This window comes from Chimaeribacter sp. YP20170169, from assembly GCF_056739715.1.
Window position 1 is genome coordinate 2,953,330 of the sequence record NZ_CP176824.1, and the last position, 25,241, is coordinate 2,978,570.

The 25,241-nt window shown below is 64.9% G+C and carries 22 protein-coding genes and 5 pseudogenes; 11 read left to right on the forward strand and 16 right to left on the reverse strand.

The window, feature by feature from the left end; genetic code table 11:
- Positions 1 to 317: 317 nt before the first annotated feature.
- Entirely contained in the window at positions 318 to 1,007 is a 690-nt protein-coding gene (locus ACK3SD_RS13490) for a hypothetical protein (protein WP_481125821.1), read from the reverse strand.
- 154 nt (positions 1,008 to 1,161) lie between these two features.
- Entirely contained in the window at positions 1,162 to 2,070 is a 909-nt protein-coding gene (mak, locus tag ACK3SD_RS13495; RefSeq protein WP_481125822.1) for a fructokinase, read from the reverse strand.
- A gap of 309 nt (positions 2,071 to 2,379) precedes the next feature.
- Between mak and ACK3SD_RS13500 the strand changes: the two are divergent.
- A pseudogene (locus ACK3SD_RS13500) lies at positions 2,380 to 3,122 on the forward strand (response regulator).
- Position 3,123: 1 nt separating this feature from the next.
- On the opposite strand, the gene ACK3SD_RS13505 reads toward ACK3SD_RS13500, so the two are convergent.
- The 4 genes from ACK3SD_RS13505 to ACK3SD_RS13520 form a co-directional block, all read right to left on the reverse strand.
- Positions 3,124 to 3,831, reverse strand: a complete 708-nt coding sequence (locus ACK3SD_RS13505; protein ID WP_481127557.1) for a D-lyxose/D-mannose isomerase — start codon at positions 3,829 to 3,831, stop codon at positions 3,124 to 3,126.
- Positions 3,832 to 3,907: 76 nt separating this feature from the next.
- The gene (locus ACK3SD_RS13510; protein WP_137764054.1) at positions 3,908 to 4,855 is read right to left on the reverse strand and encodes an ABC transporter substrate-binding protein; all 948 of its coding nucleotides are present in this window, start codon (positions 4,853 to 4,855) and stop codon (positions 3,908 to 3,910) included.
- 29 nt (positions 4,856 to 4,884) lie between these two features.
- Positions 4,885 to 5,874, reverse strand: coding sequence for an ABC transporter permease subunit (locus tag ACK3SD_RS13515; RefSeq protein ID WP_370465569.1), 990 nt, complete (start codon positions 5,872 to 5,874; stop codon positions 4,885 to 4,887).
- 9 nt (positions 5,875 to 5,883) lie between these two features.
- Positions 5,884 to 7,401: a sugar ABC transporter ATP-binding protein gene (locus ACK3SD_RS13520; protein ID WP_481125823.1), complete on the reverse strand. Its 1,518-nt coding sequence runs from the start codon at positions 7,399 to 7,401 to the stop codon at positions 5,884 to 5,886.
- 146 nt (positions 7,402 to 7,547) lie between these two features.
- Here ACK3SD_RS13520 and ACK3SD_RS13525 point away from each other — a divergent pair.
- Both ACK3SD_RS13525 and rdgC read left to right on the forward strand, forming a co-directional pair.
- Positions 7,548 to 10,158 (forward strand): annotated as a pseudogene (locus ACK3SD_RS13525) (ATP-binding protein).
- An 84-nt stretch (positions 10,159 to 10,242) separates the two neighbouring features.
- On the forward strand, positions 10,243 to 11,154 hold the full coding sequence (gene rdgC, locus ACK3SD_RS13530) for a recombination-associated protein RdgC (RefSeq protein WP_137764057.1): 912 nt from the start codon (positions 10,243 to 10,245) through the stop codon (positions 11,152 to 11,154).
- Between the two features lie 57 nt (positions 11,155 to 11,211).
- Here rdgC and ppnP read toward each other — a convergent pair whose 3' ends face one another.
- The 4 genes from ppnP to ACK3SD_RS13550 form a co-directional block, all read right to left on the reverse strand.
- A complete protein-coding gene (gene ppnP, locus ACK3SD_RS13535; protein WP_481125824.1) occupies positions 11,212 to 11,502 on the reverse strand; it encodes a pyrimidine/purine nucleoside phosphorylase in 291 nt (96 codons plus the stop codon).
- 148 nt (positions 11,503 to 11,650) lie between these two features.
- Positions 11,651 to 11,842, reverse strand: coding sequence for a YaiA family protein (locus ACK3SD_RS13540; RefSeq protein WP_137764059.1), 192 nt, complete (start codon positions 11,840 to 11,842; stop codon positions 11,651 to 11,653).
- A 105-nt stretch (positions 11,843 to 11,947) separates the two neighbouring features.
- Complete coding sequence (aroL, locus tag ACK3SD_RS13545) at positions 11,948 to 12,472, reverse strand: shikimate kinase AroL (RefSeq protein WP_137764060.1); 525 nt, start codon at positions 12,470 to 12,472, stop codon at positions 11,948 to 11,950.
- Between the two features lie 422 nt (positions 12,473 to 12,894).
- Positions 12,895 to 13,170, reverse strand: coding sequence for a YdgH/BhsA/McbA-like domain containing protein (locus ACK3SD_RS13550; protein ID WP_137764062.1), 276 nt, complete (start codon positions 13,168 to 13,170; stop codon positions 12,895 to 12,897).
- Positions 13,171 to 13,620: 450 nt separating this feature from the next.
- Between ACK3SD_RS13550 and ACK3SD_RS13555 the strand changes: the two genes are divergently transcribed.
- Positions 13,621 to 14,553, forward strand: a complete 933-nt coding sequence (locus ACK3SD_RS13555; protein WP_481125825.1) for a DUF808 domain-containing protein — start codon at positions 13,621 to 13,623, stop codon at positions 14,551 to 14,553.
- A 46-nt stretch (positions 14,554 to 14,599) separates the two neighbouring features.
- Here the strand turns inward: ACK3SD_RS13555 and ACK3SD_RS13560 are convergent, their stop codons facing one another.
- Positions 14,600 to 15,373: a class I SAM-dependent methyltransferase gene (locus ACK3SD_RS13560; RefSeq protein WP_481125826.1), complete on the reverse strand. Its 774-nt coding sequence runs from the start codon at positions 15,371 to 15,373 to the stop codon at positions 14,600 to 14,602.
- 155 nt (positions 15,374 to 15,528) lie between these two features.
- Here ACK3SD_RS13560 and ACK3SD_RS13565 point away from each other — a divergent pair.
- The 3 genes and pseudogenes from ACK3SD_RS13565 to sseA all read left to right on the forward strand — a co-directional run bounded on the left by ACK3SD_RS13565 (position 15,529) and on the right by sseA (position 17,809).
- Positions 15,529 to 16,348 (forward strand): annotated as a pseudogene (locus tag ACK3SD_RS13565) (helix-turn-helix transcriptional regulator).
- A 25-nt stretch (positions 16,349 to 16,373) separates the two neighbouring features.
- Complete coding sequence (locus tag ACK3SD_RS13570; protein WP_481125827.1) at positions 16,374 to 16,970, forward strand: GNAT family N-acetyltransferase; 597 nt, start codon at positions 16,374 to 16,376, stop codon at positions 16,968 to 16,970.
- Positions 16,967 to 17,809 carry a 3-mercaptopyruvate sulfurtransferase gene (sseA, locus tag ACK3SD_RS13575; RefSeq protein WP_137764067.1) on the forward strand — a complete coding sequence of 281 codons (843 nt, stop codon included), beginning with the start codon at positions 16,967 to 16,969 and terminating at the stop codon, positions 17,807 to 17,809. Before ACK3SD_RS13570 ends, sseA begins: the two co-directional genes overlap by 4 nt.
- Before the next feature lie 141 nt (positions 17,810 to 17,950).
- On the opposite strand, the gene ACK3SD_RS13580 is transcribed toward sseA, so the two are convergent.
- The 3 genes from ACK3SD_RS13580 to ACK3SD_RS13590 all read right to left on the reverse strand — a co-directional run bounded on the left by ACK3SD_RS13580 (position 17,951) and on the right by ACK3SD_RS13590 (position 20,211).
- Positions 17,951 to 18,421: a thiol-disulfide oxidoreductase DCC family protein gene (locus ACK3SD_RS13580; RefSeq protein WP_137764068.1), complete on the reverse strand. Its 471-nt coding sequence runs from the start codon at positions 18,419 to 18,421 to the stop codon at positions 17,951 to 17,953.
- Positions 18,422 to 18,466: 45 nt separating this feature from the next.
- Complete coding sequence (gene agp, locus ACK3SD_RS13585) at positions 18,467 to 19,762, reverse strand: bifunctional glucose-1-phosphatase/inositol phosphatase (RefSeq protein ID WP_481125828.1); 1,296 nt, start codon at positions 19,760 to 19,762, stop codon at positions 18,467 to 18,469.
- 116 nt (positions 19,763 to 19,878) lie between these two features.
- The gene (locus ACK3SD_RS13590; RefSeq protein ID WP_481125829.1) at positions 19,879 to 20,211 is read right to left on the reverse strand and encodes a DMT family transporter; all 333 of its coding nucleotides are present in this window, start codon (positions 20,209 to 20,211) and stop codon (positions 19,879 to 19,881) included.
- Between the two features lie 174 nt (positions 20,212 to 20,385).
- Here ACK3SD_RS13590 and ACK3SD_RS13595 point away from each other — a divergent pair, with 174 nt between their 5' ends.
- From ACK3SD_RS13595 to ACK3SD_RS13610, 4 genes and pseudogenes are all read left to right on the forward strand, one after another.
- Positions 20,386 to 21,126 carry a flagellar brake protein gene (locus ACK3SD_RS13595; RefSeq protein WP_481125830.1) on the forward strand — a complete coding sequence of 247 codons (741 nt, stop codon included), beginning with the start codon at positions 20,386 to 20,388 and terminating at the stop codon, positions 21,124 to 21,126.
- Between the two features lie 91 nt (positions 21,127 to 21,217).
- Positions 21,218 to 21,736, forward strand: a complete 519-nt coding sequence (locus ACK3SD_RS13600) for an N-acetyltransferase family protein (RefSeq protein ID WP_481125831.1) — start codon at positions 21,218 to 21,220, stop codon at positions 21,734 to 21,736.
- A gap of 136 nt (positions 21,737 to 21,872) precedes the next feature.
- Positions 21,873 to 22,280: a DUF2946 domain-containing protein gene (locus ACK3SD_RS13605; RefSeq protein WP_481127558.1), complete on the forward strand. Its 408-nt coding sequence runs from the start codon at positions 21,873 to 21,875 to the stop codon at positions 22,278 to 22,280.
- Between the two features lie 78 nt (positions 22,281 to 22,358).
- Positions 22,359 to 23,854, forward strand: a pseudogene (locus ACK3SD_RS13610) (PepSY-associated TM helix domain-containing protein).
- On the opposite strand, the pseudogene ACK3SD_RS13615 reads toward ACK3SD_RS13610, so the two are convergent.
- Positions 23,851 to 24,599 (reverse strand): annotated as a pseudogene (locus ACK3SD_RS13615) (SDR family oxidoreductase). The pseudogenes ACK3SD_RS13610 and ACK3SD_RS13615 overlap by 4 nt on opposite strands.
- Positions 24,600 to 24,791: 192 nt before the next feature.
- Positions 24,792 to 25,031 (reverse strand): exopolysaccharide production protein YjbE, encoded by a 240-nt coding sequence (gene yjbE, locus ACK3SD_RS13620; protein ID WP_481127559.1) that lies wholly within the window; start codon positions 25,029 to 25,031, stop codon positions 24,792 to 24,794.
- Between the last annotated feature and the right edge of the window lie 210 nt (positions 25,032 to 25,241).

Here is a 25,241-nt window from a genome sequence, read left to right on the forward strand (position 1 = left end):
TGACTATGGGAAATGGCTCCGGCGAGTGCGGAGAGTGGTGCTGCCCGCTTGGGCTGAAACAGTGGGTTGGGGCAGGCAGAAGCGCACTGCCGTCCCGCCCGCTGACTATGCGGAATGGCTCCGGCGAGTGCGGAGAGTGGTGCTGCCTGCTGGGCTGAACCAGTGGGTTGGGGCAGGCAGAAGCGCACTGCCGTCCTGCCCGCTGACTATGCGAAATGGCTCCGGCGAGTGCGGAGAGTGGTGCTGCCCGCTTGGGCCGAAACAGTGGGTTGGTGCGAGGTAAACCCGACCGCAGGCGATGGCCTGCGGTCGGGCGATCAGTGGGAGAAACTGCTCAGGGCAATCTCCGGCTCCTCACCTAAATCGATGACATTGCCATACTCGGTCAGGGCGCAGGCGCGGCCATCAATGTTGCTGACCCGGCAACGCCACATCTGGCTGCCGTTCTCGCCCCACAGGCTGATGCCAGCGGCGTCGAGTGCCTCCTCAGAGGCAAAGAAGCGGGCATTCGCCAGCTTCTCCGGTGACAGCGCGATCTCCGCATCCACTACAAAGCAGAGGCCGTTGCTGTTCATCACATAGAGGCGGCGCTCAGCCTGCTGGGTGGTGCGCGCCACCACACCAGAGGGCAGCAAGCGCGCGCTCTGTACCTCCACCTGCATCAGCGTGGGGCTGAGTGCCAGCCCGGCCACCAGCAGCGCATCCGCGTCCCGCCACGGTTGTGCTGCCATCTGGTCGGCCAGTCCCAACAGGCTAGCCAGCGCCTCGCCCTCAGCGGGCGTTTCCAGCGAGGCGGTCAGGCTATGCACTTTCGCCAACCCGCCGCTGTTGCGCTGCGCCTCGGCGAGGATCGCGCGCAGCTTGGCACTGCCGGGCGTGCCGGGATCGGGCCAGGCCGCCTCTGCCGTCCCCTGATACTCGGCAAACAGTGGGTTACCGGCAAACGGCGGCGGCACCGCACCTGAAAAACGCAGTATGACGGTGACTGACAGTGCCTGACTCTCCATCGGCCTCTCCTGAAAAAAGTGACGCCCCGTGCCGGGGCAGCAGCCCGCTGGCCAGAACTGGGAAAAAAGCCAACCGGATTAGGCTGACGGCCAGATCCGAGAAAAAACCAGCCAGATCAAGCTAATGGTTAGCGCCGGGGCAAAACCCGCCGCATCAGGCTGGCGGCCAGAGCCAGGCTGCGCCGCGCACGCCGCTGGAGTCGCCATGTTGCGCCTTCAACACCGGCGTCTCGCACTCGCCGCCAAAGACCCACGGTTTGATCAGCAGCGGCACGGTGCGGTAGAGCCGGTCGACATTGCTCATGCCGCCGCCCAGCACCACCACATCCGGGTCGAGCAGGTTGATGACGTGCGCCAGCGACTTCGCCAGCCGTAGCTCATAACGGCTGATCGCCAGCTCCGCCACCGGATCGCCCTGCCCGGCCAGTGCCATGATCTCTGCGCCTTTGCGCGGCTGCCCGCTCAGGCGCTGGTAGTCCTGCGCGAAGCCGGTGCCAGAAATAAAGGTTTCGATACAGCCCGGCTTGCCGCAGTAGCAGGCCACTTCGCGGGCGTAGCGCAGCTCGTCGTCATCCTGCCACGGCAGCGGGTTGTGGCCCCACTCGCCGCCGATGCCGTTGCCGCCCGCGTGAACCTGGCCGTTGAGGGCGATGCCCGCGCCGCAGCCGGTGCCGATGATCACCGCAAACACCGTCTGCTTGCCAGCGGCCGCACCGTCGGTGGCCTCGGAGACCGCCAGGCAGTTGGCGTCATTGGCGATGCGCACCTCGCGTTGCAGCAGGCGGGAGAGATCGCTGTCCAGCGGCTGACCATTCAGCCAGACGGAGTTGGCATTCTTCACCAGCCCGGTGTAGGGCGACAGGGTGCCGGGAATGCCCATCCCTACCGTGCCGCGCTCGCCGGTGGCCCGCTCCGCGTCGGTGACCAGCCCGACGATCGCGGCCAGCGTCTTGTCATAATCATGCTGCGGCGTATCGACCCGCTTGCGGAACATCTCCTGCCCGTCGCTGGCTAACGCCACCGCCTCTATTTTGGTGCCGCCCAAATCAATCCCAATGCGCACGTTGCTCTCTCCCTTACTGAATTATCTGGCTAGTGTGACGGTTGGGCCGCCTCGACGGCAAGCCTGACCTGTCTGATTATGGCGGCATTCCAGCACGCGCGCCGCGACGGCGGTCATTTTCCCGCACTGGCAAGCCGGGTGGAAATGCCGACGGGCGAGAGAGTTTGCTCACAGTTCCACTGCCCCAATGCCGACAGCCGGAACCCATCAGGTACAATCATTTTAACCTTTCCTTAACACAAACTGCGCTGTTTCAGGCCCGCTGCGGTCATGAAGTTGTCGGCGTCACCAGCCAGCGAGGATCCTACGATGAAGCCTGCCATTTTGGTGGTGGATGACGATCCAGCCATCTGCGATCTGCTGCGTGATGTGCTGAGTGAACATGTCTTTACCGTCTACTGTTGCCACCGGGGCGATGAGGCGCTGCACTGTCTGGCGCAACAGCAGGACATTGCGCTGGTGCTGCTCGACCTGATCCTGCCGGACACCAACGGCCTGCTGGTGTTGCAGCAGTTGCGCCGCCTGCGCCCCACCCTGCCGGTGATGATGCTGACCGGCCTTGGCGCGGAGTCTGACATCGTGGTCGGGCTGGAGATGGGTGCGGATGATTACATCGCCAAGCCCTTCAATGCCCGCGTGGTGGTGGCGCGCGCCAAGGCGGTGCTGCGCCGCAGTGGCGCGCTGGCACCCCGGCCGCCACCGGCCGCGTCTGGGGCTTCTGCGGCTGGCAGCTGGATGAGGGGCGCTGCATGTTGCACAACCCGCGCCAGGAGGAGGTGAACCTGACGCAGGGCGAATATACGCTGTTGCGGGCGCTGGTCAGCCATGCGCGCCGGGTGCTGACGCGCGACCAATTGCTGGAGCTGACCCACAGTGAGACGCTGGATGTGTTCGATCGCACCATTGACGTGTTGATCATGCGCCTGCGCCGCAAGATCGAGACGAATCCTCACCAACCGGTGTTGATCCGCACGATCCGCGGTTTGGGCTATGTGTTCGCCGCTGACGTGCAGCGCCCGGAGCCAGCCGCCGCCCCGCGCCACATCGCCTGAGCTAGCCCGGCAGGTGCTGCCGGTACTCATGGCACAGCAGCCAGTGCGGTGCCTCATCCTCGATCAGTGCGGTGTAGCGCGCCACCGGCGACAGGAAGCAGTTGTCCTGCCGGTCATCATTGGGCGTGGAGACCTCGCCCGCCAGCACGTCGCCATACCCCTCCTCCGCCCAGAAACTGTGGTACAGCCCCGGCGTCAGGGTCACGCTCTCGCCGGGGGCCAGCCGCAAGCGGCTGCCGGGCGGCAGTGTCTGGCGGTAGCCATCGGTGACCACCGCCACCGGCGTATTCGCCAAACCGGGCGGCTGGTCGTGGCCGGGGCCACCGTCGGCGTTGTATAGCTCTAAAATCAGGTTGCCGCCGCCACGGTTGATAATGTCTTCCCGCTTGCGCCAGTGGAGGTGCATCGGCGTCACCTGCCGCTCACGGCAGTGCATCACCTTCTCGGCGTAGCTTTTCGGGTAGGGGTGGCCCTGCGGCGAGCCATTGCGCAGGGTGAACAGCGTCAGGCCGCGCAGCCGGAAGTCGTGGCTGCCAAAGGTGGTGACGTCCCAGCCGAGCGCCAGATCGAACACCTCCTGCCACGCCTCGGCGGGCTGGCGCGCCCATGCCTCCGGGCTGAAGTCGGCAAACGGTGGCAGGTGCAGATCGTGCAGGGCGAAGAAGTGCCGCGTCTCCTGCAAAATCTGGTTGACCTGCGAGCGGGCCAGGCCGCTCGCTTCATGTGGGGTGGACATAGGCGTCCTCCTGCGGTGAACGGGCCGGCGCGGGCGCGCCAGCCCCCCATCATTTCACGGTCCAGCCCTTATAACTGCCGATGTTGTCACGATCGATCATCGTCACCGGGATCAGCACCGGCGCATCAGGCGCGGGCTTGCCTTGCAGCAGGTCATAGCCAATCTCCACCGCGCGGGCGGCCATCACCTGCGGATCCTGCGCCGGGGTGGCGACAAACAGCGAGTTCTTGCGCTTCAGCGCCTCTTCGCCATCCGGCGATCCATCCACGCCGACAATAAAGAACTCGCTGCGTTGCGCCTGTTTCGCCGCCAGATCCGCGCCGATCGCCGTCGGATCGTTGATGGCGAACACGCCGTCGATGTGCGGGTTCGCGGAGAGCAGCGAGGTCATCACCTCCAGCCCGCCCTCGCGGCTGCCCTTGGCGTTCTGGTTGTAGGAGAGCAACTTGATCTCCGGGTGCTGCTTCAGCTCGGTCATGCAGCCCTCGACACGGTTCTGCACGGCGGAGACCGGTGGGCCGTTGATGATCACCACGTTGCCCTTGGCCTTCAGCCGATCGGCGATATATTTGCAGGCGATCTGCCCGGCCTGGGTGTTGTCGGAGGTGATGGTGGCATCCGCGCCCACCGCCGCCACGTCCACCGCCACCACCACGATGCCGGCCTCTTTCGCCCGTTTCACCGCCGGGCCGATGCCCTTGGAGTCGGCGGCGTTGAGCACGATCATGTCCACTTTCGCGGCAATGAAGTTATCGATCTGGCCGACCTGCTGGCCGAGGTCATAGCCGCTGGAGACCAGCGTAACGTTGACGTTGTCCCCCGCCAGCTCACGCGCCTTTTTCTCGACGCCCTTGGTGATCTGCACAAAGAAGGGGTTGGCGAGGTCACCGACCGTCACACCAATGGATTTCAGCTCTTTGGCCTGCGCCAGGGGGGCGGCCAGCAGCACGCCCGCAGCCAGCAGCGCGCCCATCAGGGGGTTAAAGCGAAGTTTCATAGGGCTTCCTTATTATAAGGTGGAGGGTGTTATGCCGCCTGGTGGTGGCGAGTACGGTACTTGTCGATCAGCACGGCGATGATGATCACCGCGCCCTTAATCACCAGTTGCCAGAAGTAGGAGACGCCCATCAGCGTCATGCCGTTGTTGAGGGTGGCGATGATCAGCGCGCCGACCAGCGTGCCGGTGATGGTGCCGATGCCGCCGACAAAGCTGGTGCCGCCGAGGATCACCGCGGCGATGGCGTCCAGCTCATAGCCTACGCCGAGGTTGCCGTTGGCGCTGTAGAGGCGCGAGGCGCTCATCAGCCCGCCCAGCCCGGAGAGCAGCCCGCTCATGGCGTAGACGAACAGCAGCACCGCGCTCACCTTGATGCCGGTCAGCCGCGCTGCCTGCATGTTGCCGCCGACGGCGTAGATATGGACGCCCAGCGTGGTGCGGCGCAGGATGAACCAGCAGAGGGCGATCACCGCGAAGGCGATGATGATAAGCCACGGGATCGGCCCCAGGTAGCCGTTGCCGATCCACTCAAAGTTGATGTCAGAGTTGATCACCGTGGTGCCATCCGCCAGCAGGTAGGCCGCGCCGCGTAGGGCAGTATAGGTGCCGAGGGTAACGATAAACGGCGGCAGCCCGGCCCACGCCACCAGCGCGCCATTGAACAGCCCCATCAGCAGCCCGGCCAGCAGCGCCGCCGGGATGGAGAGGCCCGCCAGCGCCGGGTCGAGCGAGGCGACCATCGCCACCACCGCCGTCGCGCCCAGCATCGAGCCTACCGACAGGTCAATGCCGCCGGTCAGGATGATGAAGGTCATCCCTGCCGCCAGCACGATGTTGATCGATGCCTGCCGGGTAATGTTCAGCAGGTTGGCATCGGTGAAGAAGTTGGGGGCGATAAAGCCAAATACCGCCACGATCAGGATCAGAATGGGCAGGATACCGACCGTCTGCATCAGGTCGCCAATCAGCGCCCGCTTCAGGGTGGGTGCCTTGCCGGCGGCGTCAGTTTTGCTCATCATCTCGGCTCCTTAAAGGGAAGTGTCAGGGGATGGGGGCGCGCCCGTCGCCAGCGCCATGATGCTCTCTTGCGAGATCTGGCCCCGCGCCAGCTCGCCGACCAGAGTGCCCTCGCGCATCACGTAGACCCGGTCGCTCATGCCGACCACCTCCGGCAGTTCGCTGGAGATCATCAGGATGGCGACGCCCTGTTGCGCCATCTGGTTCATCATGCGGTAGATTTCACTCTTGGCACCGACATCCACGCCGCGCGTTGGCTCATCCAGCAGCAGGATGCGCGGGCCAATCGCCACCCAGCGCGAGACCAGCAATTTCTGTTGGTTGCCGCCCGACAGCCCGCCAGCGCGCACCTGCGCGTGCGGCACGCGGATATTGAGCGCCTGAATCGCGTCGCGGGCGAGGGTGCGCCCCTTGCCGCGATCCAGCAGGCCGTAGTGGGCGTCACGCTCCAGCGTCGCCATCACGATATTCTCCTGCGCCGCCAGCTCCAAAAACAGCCCCTGCTCCTTGCGGTTCTCGGTCAGGAAGCCGATGCCGTGGGCAATCGCCTCACGCGGCGAGCGAACCGTCACCGTCTGCCCGTCGATGCGGATCTGTCCGCCGCGGGCGCGCTGCACGCCGAAAATCAGCCCGGCCAGCTCAGAACGCCCGGCGCCCACCAGCCCGGCCAGCCCAACAATCTCCCCGGCGCGCACCGTCAGGCTACACGGCTGCACCTTGCCGCCGTCGGTCAGCCCCTCCACCGCCAGCCGCACCGCGCCGGGCTGTCGGCTGTGCCCCTCCTGATTGAACAGGTCGCTCAGCGGGCGGCCAACCATCATCCGCACCAGCTCGGCGGCGTTGAGGTTATCGCGCGTCAGGCTGCCGACATACTCGCCATCGCGCAGCACGCTGACGCGGTCGGACAGCTCATAAATCTCCGCCATGCGGTGGCTGATGTAGATGATCGCCATCCCCTCGCTGCGCAGCCGCTTGATCAGGCCAAACAGGTGCTCAGTCTCGCGGCTGGAGAGCGCGGCGGTTGGCTCGTCCATCACCAGAATGCGGCTGTTGCGGTGCAGCGCGCGCGCAATCTCCACCTGCTGCTGCTCGGCGATGCTCAGCCGCATCACCAGATCGGTGGCGCGGAACTGTGCGCCGAGGCGGTCAATCACCTTCTGCGCCTCCTGCGCCATCAGGCCGCGCCGCACCAGCCCGCCGCGCTGGATCTCGCTGCCGAGGAAGATGTTCTCCGCCACCGTCAGGTTGGGTGCCAGATTGATCTCCTGGTAGATCAGCGTGATGCCTGCGGCCAGCGCATCCTTCGGCCCGCGGATCGGATGCGGCTGCCCATCAATCAGGATGTCGCCGCCGCTGGCGGTGTAGGCACCGGCCAGAATCTTCATCAGCGTGCTCTTGCCTGCGCCGTTTTCGCCCATCAGCGCATGTACCTCGCCGGGGTAGACCGTCAGGCTGACATCCTTGAGCGCGTAGAACTGACCAAAACGCCGCGAGATGTGCCTCATTTCCAGAATCGGGGTGGCGCTCATCGGCCTCTCCTGTCGGGGGGAAGGTCACCACTTCACCGCCGCCAGATAAATGCTGCATGTCAGCCGCCATTCATCTTTGTCATAATCCGGCGGCGCGCCGCTCTTATCATCAACGCCTCCCTTCCCTGACCTGGAGCCGATGGCGCATGGTGCCCTCCCGACTGCTGGCCGGCGCGCGTGGCCGCCTGCTGATGTTCAATTTGCTGGTGGCGGCGGTGACGCTGGCCGCCAGCGCCGTGGCGGTGTGGGGCTTCCACCACGCTGGCCGCCTGCATGAGCAGGCACAGGCGCAGACACTGAGCGAGATGACCGGCAGCATGGCGCTGGCACGTGACACCGCCAACGTGGCGACCGCCGCCGTGCGCCTGTCACAGGTGGTGGGCGCGCTGGAGTACCAGAGCGAGTCGGCGCGCCTGCAACAGACCCAGCTGGCGTTGCAGTCCTCGCTGCGCACCCTGGCGCACTCGCCGCCCGCCGCGCGCGATCCGGCGCTGGCGGCGCGCATCACCGGCCGCGCCACCCGGCTGGAGCAGAGCGTCAGCCAACTGCTGCGGCTCGGCCACCAGCGCCACGTGCAGCGCAACCAGTTGCTGAGCGCGCTCTATCAAGATCAGTCGGCGCTGCACCACATCATCGCCATCGCCGACCGCCAGCCTCCCTCGCCGTTGCCGTCGGATCTGGCGATTGAGCTGAACCGGCTGCTGACCATCGCCATCCAGATCCCCTCGCCGCAGGCGGTGACCGAGCAGATCGACCGGGTAATGGTGCGCTGGCCGCCCTCCCCCGCCAACCCATTGCTGGCGGAGAAGATGGCACAGTTCCAGCAGACCACCGCCGGTCTGACGCCGCTGGCCGCCGGGCTGGCGGAGAGCGATCTGGCGATCGCCTACTACACCTACCGCATCAAGGCGCTGGTGGCGGCGCTGAATGAGGACATCAACCGCTACGTGGAGCAGGTGGCGCAGGCGTCGGCGCAGCGCACCCAGCAGACCCATCGCGAGCTTAGCTCCGGCATCCTGTTTATCGGCCTGTTCGCGCTGCTGGCGCTGGTGATCACCGGTTTCGCTGGCTTCTACATCTACCGCAACCTTGGCTCCAACCTGACGGCGATTGCCCACGCCATGACCCGGCTCTCCAAGGGCGAGCGCGACGTCAGCGTGCCAGCACTGCAACGGCGCGACGAGCTGGGCGATCTGGCGCGCGCCTTCAACGTCTTCGCCCGCAACACCGCCTCGCTGGAGCAGGCCTCGCGCCTGTTGAAGGAGAAGAGTACCCAGCTGGAGACCACCTTTCAGGCGATGCGTGACGGCTTCGCGCTGTTTGACCACCGCGGCGAGCTGGTGGCCTGGAACCCGCAATACCCGCTGCTGCTGGGGCTGGAGGCGCGCCTGCTGCACCGTGGCCAGCACCACCGCGACCTGTTGCGGCGCGTTGACCCGCCGCGCCAGCCCTGGCTGGGTGAGCGCAGCTGGGAGCAGGCGCTGGCCGATCTGGCGCGCCAGCTGCCCGCGCCACAGGAGGTGCGGCTGCATGATGGCCGGGTGATTGAGTTGCGCTTCAGCCCGTTGCCGGATGGTGGCATGGTCAACGTGGTGCTGGAACGCACCGAGCGGCGGGCGCTGGAGCAGGCATTGGCGCACAGCCAGAAGATGAAGGCGGTCGGCCAGCTGACCGGCGGACTGGCCCATGACTTCAACAACCTGCTGGCGGTGATCATTGGCAGTCTGGAACTGGCGCAGCAGCAACCGCTGGAGGCGCAGACCGCCGCGCGCATCGGGCGTTCGCTGAAGGCGGCGGAGCGCGGCGCGCAACTGACCCAGCGGCTGTTGGCCTTTTCGCGCAAGCAGTCGCTGCAACCGCAGGCGGTGTCGCTGGCGGCGCTGGTGGAGAACCTGCGTGAACTGTTGCAGCACGCCCTGCCGCCGCCGCTGGCGCTGCGTGTGGAGGCGCAGCCCGACGCGTGGCCAGCATGGATTGACGCCAACCAGCTGGAGAATGCGTTGCTGAATCTGGTGATGAACGCCCGCGACGCGATGGCTGGCCGCGCTGGCGACATCTGGCTGCGCATCGGCAACCGGCGGGTGACGCGCAGCGGCGGCCGCCAGCAGGAGATGGTGGTGCTGGAGGTGGAGGATCGCGGCTGTGGCATGTCCGACGAGGTGAAGGCACAGGTGTTCGAACCCTTCTTTACCACCAAGGCGGTCGGTCAGGGCAGCGGGCTGGGGCTGTCGATGGTGTATGGCTTTATCCGCCAGTCCGGCGGGCGGGTGGAGATTGAGAGCCAGCTGGGCGAAGGGACGCGGGTGCAGCTGCAACTGCCGCGCGCCCTCCGCCGCCCCGGCAGTGCCGACGCCCGCGCCCCGCGAGGAGCCGCCGCCCAGCGATCGGCTGGTGCTGGTGCTGGAGGATGAGGAGGATGTGCGCCAGACGCTGTGCGAGCAGTTGCACCGCCTCGGCTATTTGACGCTGGAGTGCGCCACCGGCGCGCAGGCGCTGGCGCTGTTGGCGCAGACGCCGGACATCGGGCTGCTCATCAGCGACCTGATGCTGCCGGGCGAGAGCGGCGCGGAGGTGGTGCGGCAGGCGCAGGCGCGCTACCCCGCCCTCGCCACGCTGTTGGTGAGCGGGCAGGATCGGCGGCAGGCCAGCGAGGAGCCGTTGCCAGCCTGCGAGCGGCTGCGCAAGCCCTACACCCAGCGCCAGCTAGCCGACGCGCTGCACCGAGCCTGGGCGCGTCAGGCGCGGGATTTTTCTTAACGACGACCGCCGCCCAATTGGTTATTATGCCGCCCTGCTTGTGATTAACCGCGCGCTTTGGCGCGCCCGGACAGGGATAAAACGATGTTGTGGTTTAAGAATTTGATGGTTTACCGTTTGAGCCGTGAAGTGTCACTGTCTGCGGAAGAGATGGAAAAACAGCTCAGCGCGTTTACCTTTACGCCGTGCGGCAGCCAGGATATGGCAAAGACCGGCTGGGTCTCGCCGATGGGTTCCCAGAGTGACGCCCTCACCCACACCGCCAATGGCCAGATTGTGATCTGCGCGCGCAAGGAGGAGAAGATTTTGCCTTCGCCGGTGGTGAAACAGGCGCTGGAAGCCAAGGTGCGCCAGCTTGAGGGCGAGCAGGCGCGCAAGCTGAAGAAGACCGAAAAGGACGCGCTGAAGGATGAGGTGCTGCACACCCTGCTGCCGCGCGCCTTCAGCCGTTTCAGCCAGACCTTCCTCTGGATCGACACCGTCAACGGCCTGATCATGGTCGATTGCGCCAGCGCCAAAAAGGCCGAGGACACGTTGGCGCTGCTGCGCAAGAGCCTGGGTTCGCTGCCGGTGGTGCCGCTGACGCTGGAGAAGCCGATTGAGCAGACCCTCACCGAGTGGGTGCGCGCGGGCGAACTGCCGGCGGGCTTCACCCTGATGGATGAGGCGGAGCTGAAGGCGCTGCTGGATGATGGCGGCGTGGTGCGCTGCAAGAAGCAGGATCTGGTCAGCGACGAGATCGCCACCCACATTGAGGCGGGCAAGCTGGTCACCAAGCTGGCGCTGGACTGGCAGGATCGCGTCCAGCTGCTGCTGGCCGAAGATGGCAGCCTGAAACGCCTGAAGTTCTCGGATGAGCTGCGCGAGCAGAATGATGACATCGACCGCGATGACCCGGCGGCGCGCTTTGACGCCGACTTCATACTGATGACCAGCGAGCTGACGGCCCTGATCGCCAATGTGATTGAGGCGCTGGGCGGCGAGGCACAGCGCTAAGCGCCCCCGCTGGAATGCAAAAACCCCCTGCCGGTGCAGGGGGTTTTTGTTTGCCGCTTACTTACTGAGGTACTTGCAGAGGTAAGAGGTGGTGTCGCCGACCTGGAGGTTAAACTCGCTGTGGCCCGGCACGTAGAAGGTTTCGCCCGGCAGGAACGTCTGCCAGTCCGGCGAGCCGGGGATCAGCGCCTTCAGGGCGCCGGTGATGACGGTCATCTCTTCCGGCAGGTTGGTGGTGAAGGTGTACTCTCCCACTTCCATCACGCCCACGCTGGCGTTCCCGATTGTCCCGCTCTCATACCCGATCGACTTCACTTTCCCTGCAAAATACTCGTTTACTTTCAGCATCGTTTCGCCCTGTGACAGAAGACATGGAACGGCCATAGTAGGGTGAGTTTGCCCCGGCTGTCACTGATTATTATCGGGGGGCGCGATCCGGCGCGCATTTGCCGGTGGCAAAGAAAAGGCCGGCTGTCAGGCCGGCCTCGGGAGGGCGTCACACCATGTCTTCATCTTCGTAGCGGCGCTTGGAGTCGAGGGCTTCCTCCTCGGTCTCATGCTCGCTGATCAGGGTGTCCGGGGTCGGGTGATCGGCACGCAACTGATACCAGGTCACGGTTTGGCCGGGATCGCCCTTTTCTACGGGCACGACGCGCGCCTCGCGCGGATAGGGGGGTCTGCCTGGCATAGTACACTCCTTTTTTATTGAGGGCCTGAATACTCAGTATAGACGCCCCACGGCCAGGTGGCGGCCGCAGTCGATCACAGAAACCTCTGAAAAATGGAAGAAAGCCTAACGCACCAGCTCGCCCTGCACCCGGCGCAGGATGTCAGCCACAATCTCATCCGGGCTGGCGGTGGCGTCGAGCACATAGTGCGCCGCTTCTTGGTAGAGCGCCTCGCGGGCGGCCAGCACCTCCACCATCTCCTCGGCAATCGGCTTGCCGGTCAGCGTCGGGCGCTGGGCGTCCTGCGGGTACTCCTCCAGCCGGTGCGCCAGTGTGCCAGCCGGCGCGCGCAGGTAGATAACCAGCCCGGTGGCGCGCATAAAGGCCCGGTTCTCTGGCGCCAGAATGGCCCCACCGCCGGTGGCAATCACGGTCTGCGGCGCGCTGACCGCCTGTAGCGCCTGGGTCTCACGCTGGCGAAAGCCAATCCACCCCTCGCGCGCCACCACGTCCGCCACGCTCAGGCCGGTGTGCTGCTGCATATAGAGGTCGGTGTCGGTGAAGCGATAATCCAGCGCACGCGCCAGCGCCTTGCCGACCGTGGTTTTGCCTGCGCCACGGGCGCCGACCATAAAGAGCGGTTGTATCATTGCTGTCCTTCCTGCTGCGCGCCGGATCGCGGCCCACGCGTGGTTTAATGAAGCGGAATCATACCTGTTCATGATACAGACGCAATGGCTGATGCCAGCCGGGAAGGAGAGAAACGGCAGGAAAAAGGAGAAACGGACACGGCAGCGGGCGAAGGGAGCAATAAAAACATGGGATAACCGCCCGCGATTTCTATGGCGTGAAATATCCCTCTTTTTTATTTACCCTCAGCCATACGTTGCCGTGCCGCTTATTATTAATGGCATTATTGAATCATGCTCATGGCATTATTTCATTGATAACATATATAAACATCTTTACTGCCCTAATCAGGGGAAATTAACCACTGGCGGCCAACAGGCAGGGGTGGCTTAAATAAGCCAGGATTCCTGTTTCGTCAGGTGGCGGTTGCCTGATGGGTCATTTAGCGGTAGATCTCCGCGTTGGCGCGCTGCTGGCTGGAGTCACTCGGGGTATCGATGCCGATCACCCGGTAGTGGCTGGCGCCCTCTTCCATCGCCTTCTGTTGCAGCGCACTGAGCGCGTCATCCGGCGAGCCAGTGATGTTGCTGACCTGGATGGTGCCCATGCTTTGCAGGTTGCTACGGTTGGCTTCACTGGCGCTGATTTCACTGGCCGCGAGGGTGGCGAAGGAGGCGGTCGTCAACAGTGCGGCGGTAATGATGGGTAAAAGTTTCATGACACATTCCTCATAACAGCTCGGATTATTTCCGGAGATGTAATTATGCGCCAATTCACAAAAAGTGGAGGCGTCAGGTTGTAAAGAAATTTAATTATCGTGTAGGAAATAAGGAGGAAATTTGAAGAAGTGCCAGTGCCGCTGGAAATAGTCAATGAAATTGCTGGAGTTGCCGCCGCGTCCACCGATTATTTTGTCGCTAGCGTATTGTCCGAAAATATCTATATATAAAAAGCCGGTTAATGTGGCCGCTTGCCTGAGCATTCACGTTATCGGGTGTAATCCTCTGAATCTGGCCGCGCCGATAGGCGAATGCCCATCCAGCACCTATCTTTAAGGGGGACGACCCGACAGAGGGCGGAGATGAGAGGGGTGCGGGAGAGTTTATCGTATTGGCGGTTGTTGCTACTATCCCGGCCCATTGCAACACTTAACTGAAAGGAAACGAGAATGGCAGGTACTAGCCTACTGGCCTTGATTGATGACATTGCCACCATTTTGGACGACGTTGCCGCGATGAGTAAGGTGGCGGCGCGCAAAACCGCCAGCGTGCTGGGCGATGACCTGGCGCTGAACGCCCAACAGGTCAGCGGCGTGAAGGCTGACCGCGAGCTGCCGGTGGTGTGGGCGGTGGCGAAAGGCTCGCTGCTGAACAAAGCCATCCTGGTGCCACTGGCGCTGCTGATCAGCGCCTTTATCCCTTGGGCGATCACCCCGATGCTGATGGTGGGCGGTGCCTACCTCTGCTACGAGGGGTTTGAGAAGATCGCCGAGAAGCTGTTCCACGGCAAGGATCACGCCGAGAAGCCGGTCGCGGCCACCAAGGTGCCGAAAACGCAGGAGGAGCTGCTGGCGCTGGAGAAGAAGAAGGTCAAGGGCGCGGTGCGCACTGACTTTATCCTGTCGGCTGAAATCATCGTGATCTCCTTGAACACCGTGGCCCACGTGCCGCTGATTGACCAGCTGATGGTGATGGTGATGATCGCGGTGGTGATGACGCTGGGCGTCTATGGGCTGGTCGCTGGCATCGTGCGGATGGATGACGTCGGCGTCTGGCTTGGCAAGCTGGAGGGCGAAGGGCTGTTCCGCCGTGCGCTGCGCGGGCTGGGTGGGCTGATTATCAGCGCCGCGCCGCTGCTGATGAAAACCCTGGCGTTTGTCGGCACCATCGCCATGTTCCTGGTCGGCGGCAGCATCCTGAGCCACGGCCTGCCGTTCATGCACAGTCTGGTGGATGTGCTGAACCACGGCCATCAGGGCTGGGTCAGCAGCCTGATCACCGGCGCGACCGATCTGGTGGTTGGCTTGGTGGCTGGCGCGCTGGTGCTTGGCGTGGTGAGCCTCGGGCAGAAGCTGTTCGGCAAGAAGGAGAAACAGGCGTAAGCCTGTCTCCCCTTCCCCACGGGGCCGGCCTGATGCCGGCCCTTTTTTATGCCGGGCGGTGCGCCTCAATCATCAGGGTGTCGCTGCTGAAACTGCCGTCCGGCTGGATGGCGAAATAGGCCGCCACCTCCGCCGATGCCCCCTGTTGCAGCGCGCGGATGGCGGTAACGAAGTGCTCAGGCGTGCGCATCCGCGCAATCCAGCTACTGAACTCCAGCGCCAGCCGGTCACGCGCCACCCGCTCCACCGTCAGGCCCGCCGCGTTGAACATCGCCAGCCACTCGCCGGGCGCATAGTTGCGCACGTGGGAGGTGTCGCGCAGTACCTCGACGGTCTGCAAATGGATGTCCAGCACCGGCTGCCCCGGCGAGGCCATGTCCATAAAGATTGCCCGGCCGCCCGGCTTCAGCACCCGGCGCACCTCGCGCAGCGCCTGCCCAACGTCATGCCAGTGGTGGGCCGAGTAGCGGCTGATCACCACGTCAAACGCCCCGTCGGCAAAGGGCAAGGACTCCGCCGCCCCCTGCGCCACCCGGATATTGCCCAGCTGCCGGTCGCGCGCCGCCTGCTCCACCACCGCCAGCATTTGCTCCGAGAGATCGTAGGCCGTCACCTCCGCCACCGCGCCCGCCGCCACAAAGCTGGCGTGGCCTGCGCCACAGCCGATGTCCAGCAGCCGCGCCTGTGGGGCGTCCGCCAGCAACTCGGCCAGCCGCCGCAGATCCCTGCCCTGCGCGTGCACCGCGCTGCTGAGGTAGGCGGCGGCCTGCTCGCCGAACTGCTGGGTAACGTGATCTGCGTGGGTGGATGGGGTTGTCATGTTGCCTCCTGATTGCCGTAATGGGATAAAGGGCGGTGCCGGGCTGTCACCGGCTGCCGTGGGGCCACTATAGCAGCGCGTGATACGGGTACAATATGAGCAGTTATGCTGGTATAAACAGTAACACCCGGCCGTTTTTTACATGGAGAGCACCGATGCAGCATGATGCGTTAAATGGCCCCCAGGCGCTCGGCGCCTTCCTGCGCGCCTGCCGTGAGCGCCTTACCCCGGCGCAGGCCGGGCTGCCCACCGCACCGCGCCGCCGTACCCGTGGGTTGCGGCGCGAGGAGCTGGCCCAGCTCAGTAACATCAGCACCACCTGGTACACCTGGATCGAGCAGGGGCGCGACGTCACCGCCTCGCCGCTGGCGTTGGCGCGGCTGGCGAAGGCGCTGCAACTTGGCGCGGCCGAGCGGGAGTACCTCTTCTCACTGGCGCAGACCAGCGACCCGGAGGGGCGCACGCCGACCCGCGCCCCAGCCCGGCGCTGCTGGAGAGCGTGCAACAGCTCACCTGCCCCGGCTATCTGCTCGACAGCACCTGGAACGTGCTGGCGTGGAATGCCCGGCTGGCGCGCTGTTCAGCGCGTTCCTTGGCGTGGAACCGGCGCCCAACCTGCTAAACTTCATGTTCCTGCATCCGGCGGCGCGTGAGCTGGTGGTTGACTGGCCGGAGCGCGCGCGCCGGGTGGTGGCGGAGTTCCGCGCCGACACCCGGCTGCTGCCCCACTCCGAGCCAGTGCGCCAGCAGGTGCAACGGCTGTGCGCCGCCAGCGACACCTTCTACCGTGGCTGGCATGAGCAGGCGGTGCTGGCGCGCGAGGGCGGCCTGCGCCGCTTCCACCACCCACAGCACGGTGAACTGGGTTACCACCAGCAGACCTTCTTCCCCGCTGGCAGCCCGGCGCTGAAGCTGGTGATGCTGCTGCCGGGCGCACCGGCTGAAACCATTGAGTGCCAGGCCCAGCCTGGCTGATGCTCCCCCTGGCTAAGGAGACGCCATGATCCCACACCTGCTCTACCGTGACAGTGACATTGAGATCCGTGTTCCCGAGGAGGAGGATGCGCCCCAGCTGTGCAGCGCGGTACGCCGCTCACTGGTAGAGATTGGCCGTTGGGAGAGCTGGTGCACCAGCGCCTACACGGTGGCGGAGAGCCTGCGCTTTTTGCGCGACTCGGCGCAGAAGCGCTCACGCGGCAGCGAATATAACTTCAACCTGTTTGAGCGCGCCAGCGGCGAGGTGGCGGGTGCCATCTCCCTCAACCGCATCAGTTACGAATACCGGATGGCCAACATCGGCTACTGGATACGCAGCGATCTGGCGGGCCGCGGGCTGGCCCCGCTGGCGGTGCGTGCCATCAGCGCCTTCGCCTTCGAACGGCTGGCGCTGACGCGGCTGGAGATTGTGGCGATGGAGGGCAACCTACGTAGCTGCCGGGTGGCGGAGAAGGTGGGTGCCACCGCCGAGGGGCTGCACCGCAACCGGCTCTATTTCCATGGCAAGCCCTGCCATGCCTGGGTTTACTCCCTGATCCCCGGCGACATCAGCCCCCCGGATGCCGCCCTGTTAATGACACCAAGGAATGCCACACCATGACTTCCCAACTTGTTTCGCCACACTGGCTGGAAAAGCACCTGACCAAGGACAACCTGATCGTTCTAGACTGCCGCAAGGCCAAGCCCGGCACCACGCCGCCGCGCCCGCTGGAGGAGGAGTACCGCGACGCCCATATCCCCGGCGCGGTCTATTTCGATATCGACAAGCTCTCTGACCAGAACACGCCGCTGCCGCACATGCTGGCGGAGGACGCCTGGTTCGCGCGCGAGGTGGGCAAGCTTGGCCTGCGCAATGACATGACCATCATCGCCTATGACGAGGGCGACCTCTTCTCCGCGCCGCGCATCTGGTGGATGCTGCGCCACTATGGCGCGACCGATGTGCGGGTGCTGGATGGCGGTATCAACGCTTGGCGCGCCGAGGGCCGCCCGCTGGAGCAGGGTGAGGTGAGCCGCGCGCCGCAGACCTTCCGCGCCCGTTTTGACCGCCAGCAGGTGGTGTCGCTGGCGCAGGTGCAGGCCATCAGCGAGCAGGGCACGGCACAGATCATTGATGCCCGCGCCGCTGGCCGTTTCCGTGGCGAGGTGCCGGAGCCGCGCGCTGGCCTGCACAGCGGCCATATCCCGAACAGCCTGAACGTGCCCTTTACGCTGATCTCCGCCGACGGCAAGCTGAAATCGCCGGAGGCGCTGAAGCAGACGTTTGTTGATCAGGGCGTGGATCTTGAGCAGCCGATCGTCGCGAGCTGTGGCTCTGGCGTTACGGCCGCCGCGCTGGTGTTCGCACTGGAGACGCTGGGCGTGGAGGCGAAACTCTATGACGGCGCATGGACGGAGTGGGGCGATCTGAACGGCAGCCAGCCGGTGGCGAAGGGCTGAATCCGGGCAAAAAAAGGCCCGCAGGGTAGCGGGCGCAACAAAACTGGATTCATCATAGAAGTGCTTGGGGTTTTCTTTCAACGTTTTAAGCATAGACCGGTTTCGGCCGGTCGATGTTATTAAAATGTAAAAAATTACAACTCAACTGGCGGCGCGCCGGCCCTCGGGCAGGTAGCGCCCCGGCTCCCCCTCCCCCGGCAGTGCCGATCCTGCTGGCAGTTTGCCAAACCAGCGATAACGATTTTTCGCCACGCCATTGTAGACCGCATCCCGCAGCCCACGCGGACAGAGCCGCAAGGCCCCCAGCGCCCGCCACGGCCAGCCAAGTTGCGCCAGAATGGCGAAAAAGGCGTCCGATCGCACCTGGAGATCCGTGCCGTGGATCCAGGCAATGGTGTTGAAGTTATCGGTCGGCAGCCCGGCCCAGCGCAACAGGTCTTGCCCGGCGTCCGACTGGACGGTGGCAAGGTGCAGGGTGCGCTGGCGATCGGCATGGAGCAGCACTCGCACCAGCCGGTGGCAGAGCGGGCATTCGCCGTCAAACAGCACCACCTGCTGGCCGGCGGCCAGATGCGGCGCGGCACGGCGCGGAAAGGAGAGGATCTGGCTCATGGCGCTCCTTATCAGTTGGCCCGCGCCAGCGGCGCGGGGTCAGCGTCAGTTGGCGGGCACGGCGCTCTGTTGCCCGGCCAGTTGGCGGAAACTCGCCAGCGGGCAGAAGCCCTGCGCATCCACCGGGCAGCCTGCCAGCCGCAAGGTGACACGCTGCGGCGTCTGGGCGTTGCTATTGCGGATCTGATCCGCCGTCGGGTAGACATACTCAATTTTCAGCAGGTCGCGGTTGCCGTTGCCGTCATGCCAGCGCTCAAACACCACCGCCCCGCTGATGGGCGTGCGCTCATACTGCCCCGGCAGGCTGTACTCCGCCGTGCGCAACGCCGCCAGCAGCGAGGCAATGTTGGAGTCATGCCCCACCAGCACCGCCAATCTGGCCTGCTGCGCCGCCTGCTGGTTGGCGCTTTTGCCATTTTCGCCCTCCATCGCCTGACTGATGAAGCTGAGCAGCGGCGCGGCGGCATTGCTGGCGATCACGGACGAACCAAACAGCGTCTCATGGTAGAGGTTCTTGATCGCCTGCAACCGCTGCCACTGGGCTGGCGTCGTCACCTTGCCCCATGCAACATCGGTCAGCGGGTAGCCCTCGTAGTACTGCAACATAAAGGCGTCCACCGCGCCGGTGGCGGTGCGCAGCGGCCCGCTGATGGCTGGCTCCTTGCCCTGCGTCAACTGCACGCGGTTGGGCTGATCCGCCAGCGCGCACTGTTTGTCCTCAAGGCAGGCGCGGCTGTTGCGGTAGTCCAGCACCTGCTCCAGCTCGGCATAGTGGGGAGCCAGCCGCCGGTTCAGGCCGCTGAGGCCGCCCTCGCCCACGTGCTGGTCAATGGCGCGCAACGCCTGCTGGCGGAACGTCTCCGTCACCTCGGCGGTAATGATGGGGTTGAAGGTCGGATCCATGGTCCCCACCAGCGCCTGATGGGTAACGCTGAGGGCGCAACCGGGGAAGGCACCGGCCAAAAAGTGGCGCGCGGTGTCGATGGTGCGCGGCAAGCTGTTGGCGTAGGTAAAGACCTGCTTCTCCGCCGGGCAACCCTGCGCCGCCAGCAGGCCAGCCTCGCCGAGCCAGCTGCGGAAGTAACGCCCCATCTGCTCCTCCACCTGCCCGCCCTTTGGCGTCAATAGCCCGCCGGCGGTCTGCCATGCGGGCCACTGGTGCGGGGTGGCGCTTGCCAGCGCATCGCCGTAGTTCACCAGCGGCGCGCGGATGCCATGTCGGCTCAGTACCACCACCTTCTCCAGCTGGTAGCCCTGCGGCGCGCCCTGTTCCGCCGCCCCCGCGCCCTGTGCCGCCAGCAGCAGCGCGGCGCACGCGATCCATGTTGCCTTTCTCTCCATTGCCCTCTCCCTTTTTGCCCTTGTGGTCAACCGATTGATCCTGCATCTGTTTCCAGCATAGAGCACCCTGCCATTCAGGGTGGGAGGTGCCTCACAAAGTCAGGCACGCGGCGACCTCAGTGGCCGACGCTGTGGGAGAAGAGGTTCATCACCACCACGCCAATCACGATCAGCGCCATGCCGATCAGCGCAGGCATATCCAGCCGCTGGCCGAACAGCACCCAGCCGACCAACGTGATCAGCACCACCCCCATCCCCGACCAGATGGCGTAGGCGACGCCCACCGGCATGGTGCGCAGGGTCAATGACAGCAGATAGAACGCGATGCCATAGCCCACGGTCATTAGCAGCGTGGGCCACAGCCGGGTAAAGCCTTCGCTGGCCTTCAGCGCCGAGGTGGCAATCACCTCGGAGATAATGGCGGCGATTAAAATGATCCACTGTTGCATCCATGACTCCTCTTATTATGTGCGCTCTAAGGGTAGCCGCTGCGGCACCTGCCGGGCAACCTGCGCGCGGCAGGGAAATTTTTGGCTGGTGCTAAAGCCCGCCCCGCCCGCTGCCGATAGTGATGGATTGACACCGGGGGCCGCGCGGCGGCCCGCCAACATGAGGGAACCAGGGTGAGCGACAAAGAACAGTTTTTGAAGACCCATCCGCTCTCCATTATTGCCACCCTGCGCGACCTGAAGACGCAAGGCACGGCGGTGATGGTGAGCCACGCGCGCGGGCAGTTCATTACCAGAGTGCTGGAGGTGCTGCCGGAGAGCGGCCAGTGGGTGCTGGATTTGAGCAGCGTGGAGTATGAGAACCGTCTGGTGCGCGAAGCCGAGTCGCTGACCATCGTCGCGGAGCCAGCCGCCGCCAAGATTGAGCTCACCCTGTCGGCACCGCTCGTTGAGCAGGCGTGGCAGGGGCTGCCAGCCTTCTTCGCGCCGCTGCCCGCTTCACTCTACGCCATCCAGCGGCGCGAGTACTTCCGCGTCAACACGCCGCTGTCGCTCGACTTCTGCTGCAACGGCACCCTGCCGGGCTACGGCGATTTCAGCTTCCGCGTGAAGGACATCTCGCTCGGCGGCATCTGCCTCTACGCTGACAAGGCGTTCAACGGCACGCTGGAGGAGCGCACGCTGATCCGCAACGTCGAGCTGGATCTGGCCGCCTTTGGCCGCTTCACGCTCGATATCCAGTTCGTGGATGTGATGGTGAGCCAGGTGCTGGATCGCAAGGGCGATACCCAGTCCCAGACCCGTTTTAGCTTCCGCTTCCCGATGCTCAGCGCGCTGCAGGAGCGCGAATTGCAGCAGGTGATCTTTGGCCTTGAGCGGCTGCAACATGAAAGGAACCAGCGGTTACGGGGATGAGCGGCTAAACTTTTTACTTCGGTACTGTTAAATAGATGTAGGCCGAATCTCTTTGACAGGAAATGTTTCTCTTATTATCGAAGGAATGAGCATGCTGACTATCAGAACCGCCGGCGTCGCCGACGCCGAAATCCTGCAACAGGTGGCGCGCGACACTTACCTGCACCACTTCTCCCACCTGTGGCTGGCGGCCGAGGAGATGGAGGAGTATTTGGCGGAGGAGTATGGTCGCGAGGCGCTGGCGGCGAGCCTGTCCGACCCGACCATCTTGTGGCTGCTGGCCGAGCGTGAGAACCAGCCCATCGGCTTTGCCAAGGTGTGGTGGGATCGCCCGCGCCCGGACAACGGCGAGCCGGGCGCGCTGTTGCAGAAGCTCTACTTCCTGCCAGAGGAGACCGGCAAGGGCCACGGCCGCCACCTGCTGCACCGGGTGATCGACGAGGCAAAGCAGTGCCACCAGCCGACGTTGTGGGTGACGGTGTTGCAGGACAACAACCATGGCCGCGACTTCTACATCAAGCAGGGGATGGTGACGGTGGAGACGCTGCCCTTTTCCAGCGCCAGCCAGCGCAGCCTGATGGATGTGCTGGCGATGCCGCTGGCCGGTTGAGTGTTAACAAACCCGCCGTTTCCTTCACTCAAATATCAATTTTTATCATCAATGATTTAACAACCGGCGGGCGGATGACGTACAATCCGTCCGCCGGTTGCCCGATGCACTGGCTTCCAAGGAGCCGCTGTTGTTGATGTTTCGCGCCCCCCTCCGCCGACTGGCGGCGTGGCTGGGACTGTTTGCCCTGTTGATGCTGTTTGTTGCACCGGTGATCTCAACCTCACTGGCGCAGGCGCGCGCCGGGCAGATGGCGGAGATGGCGGCCACCATGCCAGACATGCCGATGCATGAGATGCCCATGCATGAGATGCCGATGCCCGGCATGGATCATGAGCAGGGCATGATGCCCGACGGCCCGGCCTGTGGTTACTGCGTGCTGCTGGCCCATGCGCCGCTGCTGGAGATGGTGCTGCCGCTGCTGTTCTGGTTCACCCTGCTGGCTACCCGTCCCCCGCTGCCCCTGCTGCGCCTGCCGCTGCCGGATGCGCCGCCCAACCGCCGCCCGCCGGCCCGTGCTCCCCCGCTGCTGATAAACGCCTGACGCCCTGCGTCGTAATGCCCGTTGCCGCTGCCCATCTGGACAGGGGCCGCGCCCATTTTGCTTTATCAGGAGATCCCCATGACGGTGGACACACTGCCGCAGGCCACTTCGCCTGCCCGTACCCATGCCCCACAGGCGGCGCTGGTGGCGCTGCTTAAACGCCTGCACTTCGCCATTGGCCTGTTTGTCGGCCCCTTTATCTTTGTCGCGGCGCTGACCGGTGCGCTCTACGTGCTCACCCCGCAGCTGGAGGATGCCCTCTACGCCGAGCAGCTCTTTACCCCGGCGGCTGGCCCGCTCCAGCCGCTGTCACGCCAGGTGACGGCGGCGCAGGCAGAGGCTGGCCCGGACGCGCGCATCATGGCGGTGCGCCCGGCCCCGACGCCCGGCGAGACCACCCGCGTGATGTTCGCCGCGCCCGGCCTTGGCCCCTCGGAGAGCCGGGCGCTGTTCATCGACCCGCACACGCTGGCCGTGCGCGGCGATCTGACGGTCTACGGCACCAGCGGCGTGCTGCCGTTTCGTACCACCCTCGACTACCTGCATCGCAACCTGCTGCTGGGTGAGCCGGGCCGCGTCTATAGCGAGCTGGCCGCCTCCTGGATGTGGGTCGCGGCGCTGGGTGGCATCGCGCTCTGGCTGGTACAGCGCCCGCCCCGCGTGACGCGCTACGCCACCGAGGCCGCCCGCCAGCGCCAGCGCACCCGCCGCCATGTCATTACCGGCTGGTGCCTCTCACTGGGTTTACTGTTCTTATCCGTCACCGGGCTGACCTGGTCGAACTGGGCGGGCGGCAATATCGACCGGATGCGTAGCGCCCTCGACTGGATGACGCCAGCGGTCACCACTGACCTGCACGGCGGCCGCCCGGCGGTGGTCGATCCGCACGCTGAACACCACGGCAACATGGCCGGGATGGCGATGCCCGATCCGCACGCCGCGCACCACGGCAACATGGCTGGCATGGCGATGCCCGATCCGCACGCTGAACACCACGGCCATATGGCCGGGATGGCGATGCCCGCCCCACAGGCGGCCGCGACCTTTGACCGCGTGCTGGCATCGGCGCGGCAGGCCGGGCTGGCGGCCGATCGGCTGGAGATCCGCCCGGCGAAAGCGGATGGGCAGGCGTGGACGGTGAATGAGATCGATCGCCGCTGGCCGACGCAGGTCGATGCCGTGGCGGTAGACCCGGCACAGGGACGGGTGGTGGATCAGGTGCGCTTTGCGGATTTCCCGCTGGCCGCCAAATTGACGCGCTGGGGGTGGATGCCCACATGGGCGTGCTGTTCGGCCTGCCCAACCAGCTACTGCTGGCGGCCTTCGGGCTGGGGCTGTGTACCCTGATCGTGTTGGGTTACCGCCTCTGGTGGCTGCGCCGTCCGGCCGCGCCTGCCCAGCACCCGGCCCAGACGCTATGCGCCGCCTGGGCCGCCCTCACCCTGCCGCTGCGGCTGGTCGCGCTGCTGCTGGCCATCGCGCTCGGCGCAGCGCTGCCGGTGATGGGGGCGAGCCTGCTGCTGTTTTTGGCGATTGACCTGTTGCGCTGGCGGCGTGCGGTGCGTGCCGCCTAGATAATGCCGCCGTTGGCGCGCAGCGTCTGGCCGTTGATCCAGCCGCCCTGTGGCCCGGCCAAAAAGGCCACCACCTGGGCGATATCCTCCGGCTGGCCGAGCCGCTCCAGCGGCGCCATCTTCGCCAGCCGCTCCACCTGCTCCTCGGATTTACCATCGAGGAACAGGTCGGTGGCGGTCGGCCCCGGCGCAATCGCGTTGACGGTGATGCCGCGGCCGCGCAATTCACGCGCCAGAATCGGCGTCAGCGCCTCAACGCCCGCCTTGGTGGCGGCGTACAGCCCGTAGCCCGGCTGCAACAGCCCCACCACGCTGGAGGAGAAGTTGATGATACGGCCGCCGTCGCGCAGTCGCCTCGCCGCCTCGCCGCCTCGCGCAGCGCCAAAAACGTCCCTTTCAGGTTGACCGCCACCAGCCGGTCGAAATCCGCCTCCTCGGCCTGCGCCAGCGGCGACAGCGCCATGATGCCAGCGTTGTTCACCAGCACATCAATGCCGCCGTAAGCCTTCTCCGCATGATCAAACATGCCAGCCACCGCCTTGGCGTCACTGACATCGGCGCGGTAGGCCAGCGCCCGGCCGCCCAGCAAGGTGATCTTCTCCACCAGCGCTTCCGCTGGCAGGGCCTGATTAGCGTAGTTGATCACCACCGCGAACCCCTCTTTCGCCAGCCGTTCCGCCACTGCCGCGCCGATACCGCGCGACGCGCCCGTCACAATGGCGACCTTCTGGTTTTCACTGCCCATGGCTGCTCTCCCCCGGATTGGGAGGCCGGCGATGGCCGGCCACTGCTATAAGGATAGGAAATTCCCGGCGTGGGGCGGCGCAGGATAACCCAGGCTGGGAAATCTCAGAGGGTTCCTAGGGTGCGGGAGAGGGCAGATTGCCGGGAAAGCAGAAAAGAGCCGCAAGCACGCGGCTCATAGCAGCCAGCGGGATTAACGGCTGGTAGTGGTCGTGGTGGAAGTGCTGGCGGTGTTGCCGTTACTGTCAGAACCCCCGTTCTCCAGCAGCAGCGCCACGGCGGCAATGGCAACGATGCTGCCCACCCCGATGGCGTCAGACTGGCCCTTGCTCAGGGAAGTTGCACTGCTGCCCGCGGTCTGTGCTGCCAGCGCAGAGCCAGATACCATCAGGGCGAAAATCATGCCGGTTGCGGCGAGCACCTTATTTTTCATCACGCTATTCTCCATCTTATTGCTGTGCGGTCTTGGGAGTGGCGGGCTAGCCGGCTGTTCCTGTAGGGCAGACGCTCTGTTTTGTTTATTGCGTGCTGCCAGAAAAACCATTATTTCCCGCCCTTGCTGGCAGAATTCCTTACCATTCTTCCTGCCCTGCGGATTTAAAAATTAGGCGCTTTGATTTTGGAAAACAAATAACATTAGATG

Bases quoted from the DNA above. Each gene is read 5' to 3' on its own strand.
- ACK3SD_RS13560 (WP_481125826.1), bottom strand. From the start codon at position 15,373: ATGACAACCCCATCCACCCACGCAGATCACGTTACCCAGCAGTTCGGC.
- ACK3SD_RS13510 (WP_137764054.1), bottom strand. From the start codon at position 4,855: ATGAAACTTCGCTTTAACCCCCTGATGGGCGCGCTGCTGGCTGCGGGC.
- ACK3SD_RS13570 (WP_481125827.1), top strand. From the start codon at position 16,374: ATGATCCCACACCTGCTCTACCGTGACAGTGACATTGAGATCCGTGTT.
- ACK3SD_RS13605 (WP_481127558.1), top strand. From the start codon at position 21,873: ATGTTTCGCGCCCCCCTCCGCCGACTGGCGGCGTGGCTGGGACTGTTT.
- ACK3SD_RS13600 (WP_481125831.1), top strand. From the start codon at position 21,218: ATGCTGACTATCAGAACCGCCGGCGTCGCCGACGCCGAAATCCTGCAA.
- ACK3SD_RS13550 (WP_137764062.1), bottom strand. From the start codon at position 13,170: ATGAAACTTTTACCCATCATTACCGCCGCACTGTTGACGACCGCCTCC.
- ACK3SD_RS13515 (WP_370465569.1), bottom strand. From the start codon at position 5,874: ATGATGAGCAAAACTGACGCCGCCGGCAAGGCACCCACCCTGAAGCGG.
- ACK3SD_RS13590 (WP_481125829.1), bottom strand. From the start codon at position 20,211: ATGCAACAGTGGATCATTTTAATCGCCGCCATTATCTCCGAGGTGATT.
- ACK3SD_RS13580 (WP_137764068.1), bottom strand. From the start codon at position 18,421: ATGAGCCAGATCCTCTCCTTTCCGCGCCGTGCCGCGCCGCATCTGGCC.
- rdgC (WP_137764057.1), top strand. From the start codon at position 10,243: ATGTTGTGGTTTAAGAATTTGATGGTTTACCGTTTGAGCCGTGAAGTG.
- ACK3SD_RS13490 (WP_481125821.1), bottom strand. From the start codon at position 1,007: ATGGAGAGTCAGGCACTGTCAGTCACCGTCATACTGCGTTTTTCAGGT.
- aroL (WP_137764060.1), bottom strand. From the start codon at position 12,472: ATGATACAACCGCTCTTTATGGTCGGCGCCCGTGGCGCAGGCAAAACC.
- ppnP (WP_481125824.1), bottom strand. From the start codon at position 11,502: ATGCTGAAAGTAAACGAGTATTTTGCAGGGAAAGTGAAGTCGATCGGG.
- ACK3SD_RS13520 (WP_481125823.1), bottom strand. From the start codon at position 7,401: ATGAGCGCCACCCCGATTCTGGAAATGAGGCACATCTCGCGGCGTTTT.
- sseA (WP_137764067.1), top strand. From the start codon at position 16,967: ATGACTTCCCAACTTGTTTCGCCACACTGGCTGGAAAAGCACCTGACC.
- ACK3SD_RS13540 (WP_137764059.1), bottom strand. From the start codon at position 11,842: ATGCCAGGCAGACCCCCCTATCCGCGCGAGGCGCGCGTCGTGCCCGTA.
- ACK3SD_RS13555 (WP_481125825.1), top strand. From the start codon at position 13,621: ATGGCAGGTACTAGCCTACTGGCCTTGATTGATGACATTGCCACCATT.
- yjbE (WP_481127559.1), bottom strand. From the start codon at position 25,031: ATGAAAAATAAGGTGCTCGCCGCAACCGGCATGATTTTCGCCCTGATG.
- agp (WP_481125828.1), bottom strand. From the start codon at position 19,762: ATGGAGAGAAAGGCAACATGGATCGCGTGCGCCGCGCTGCTGCTGGCG.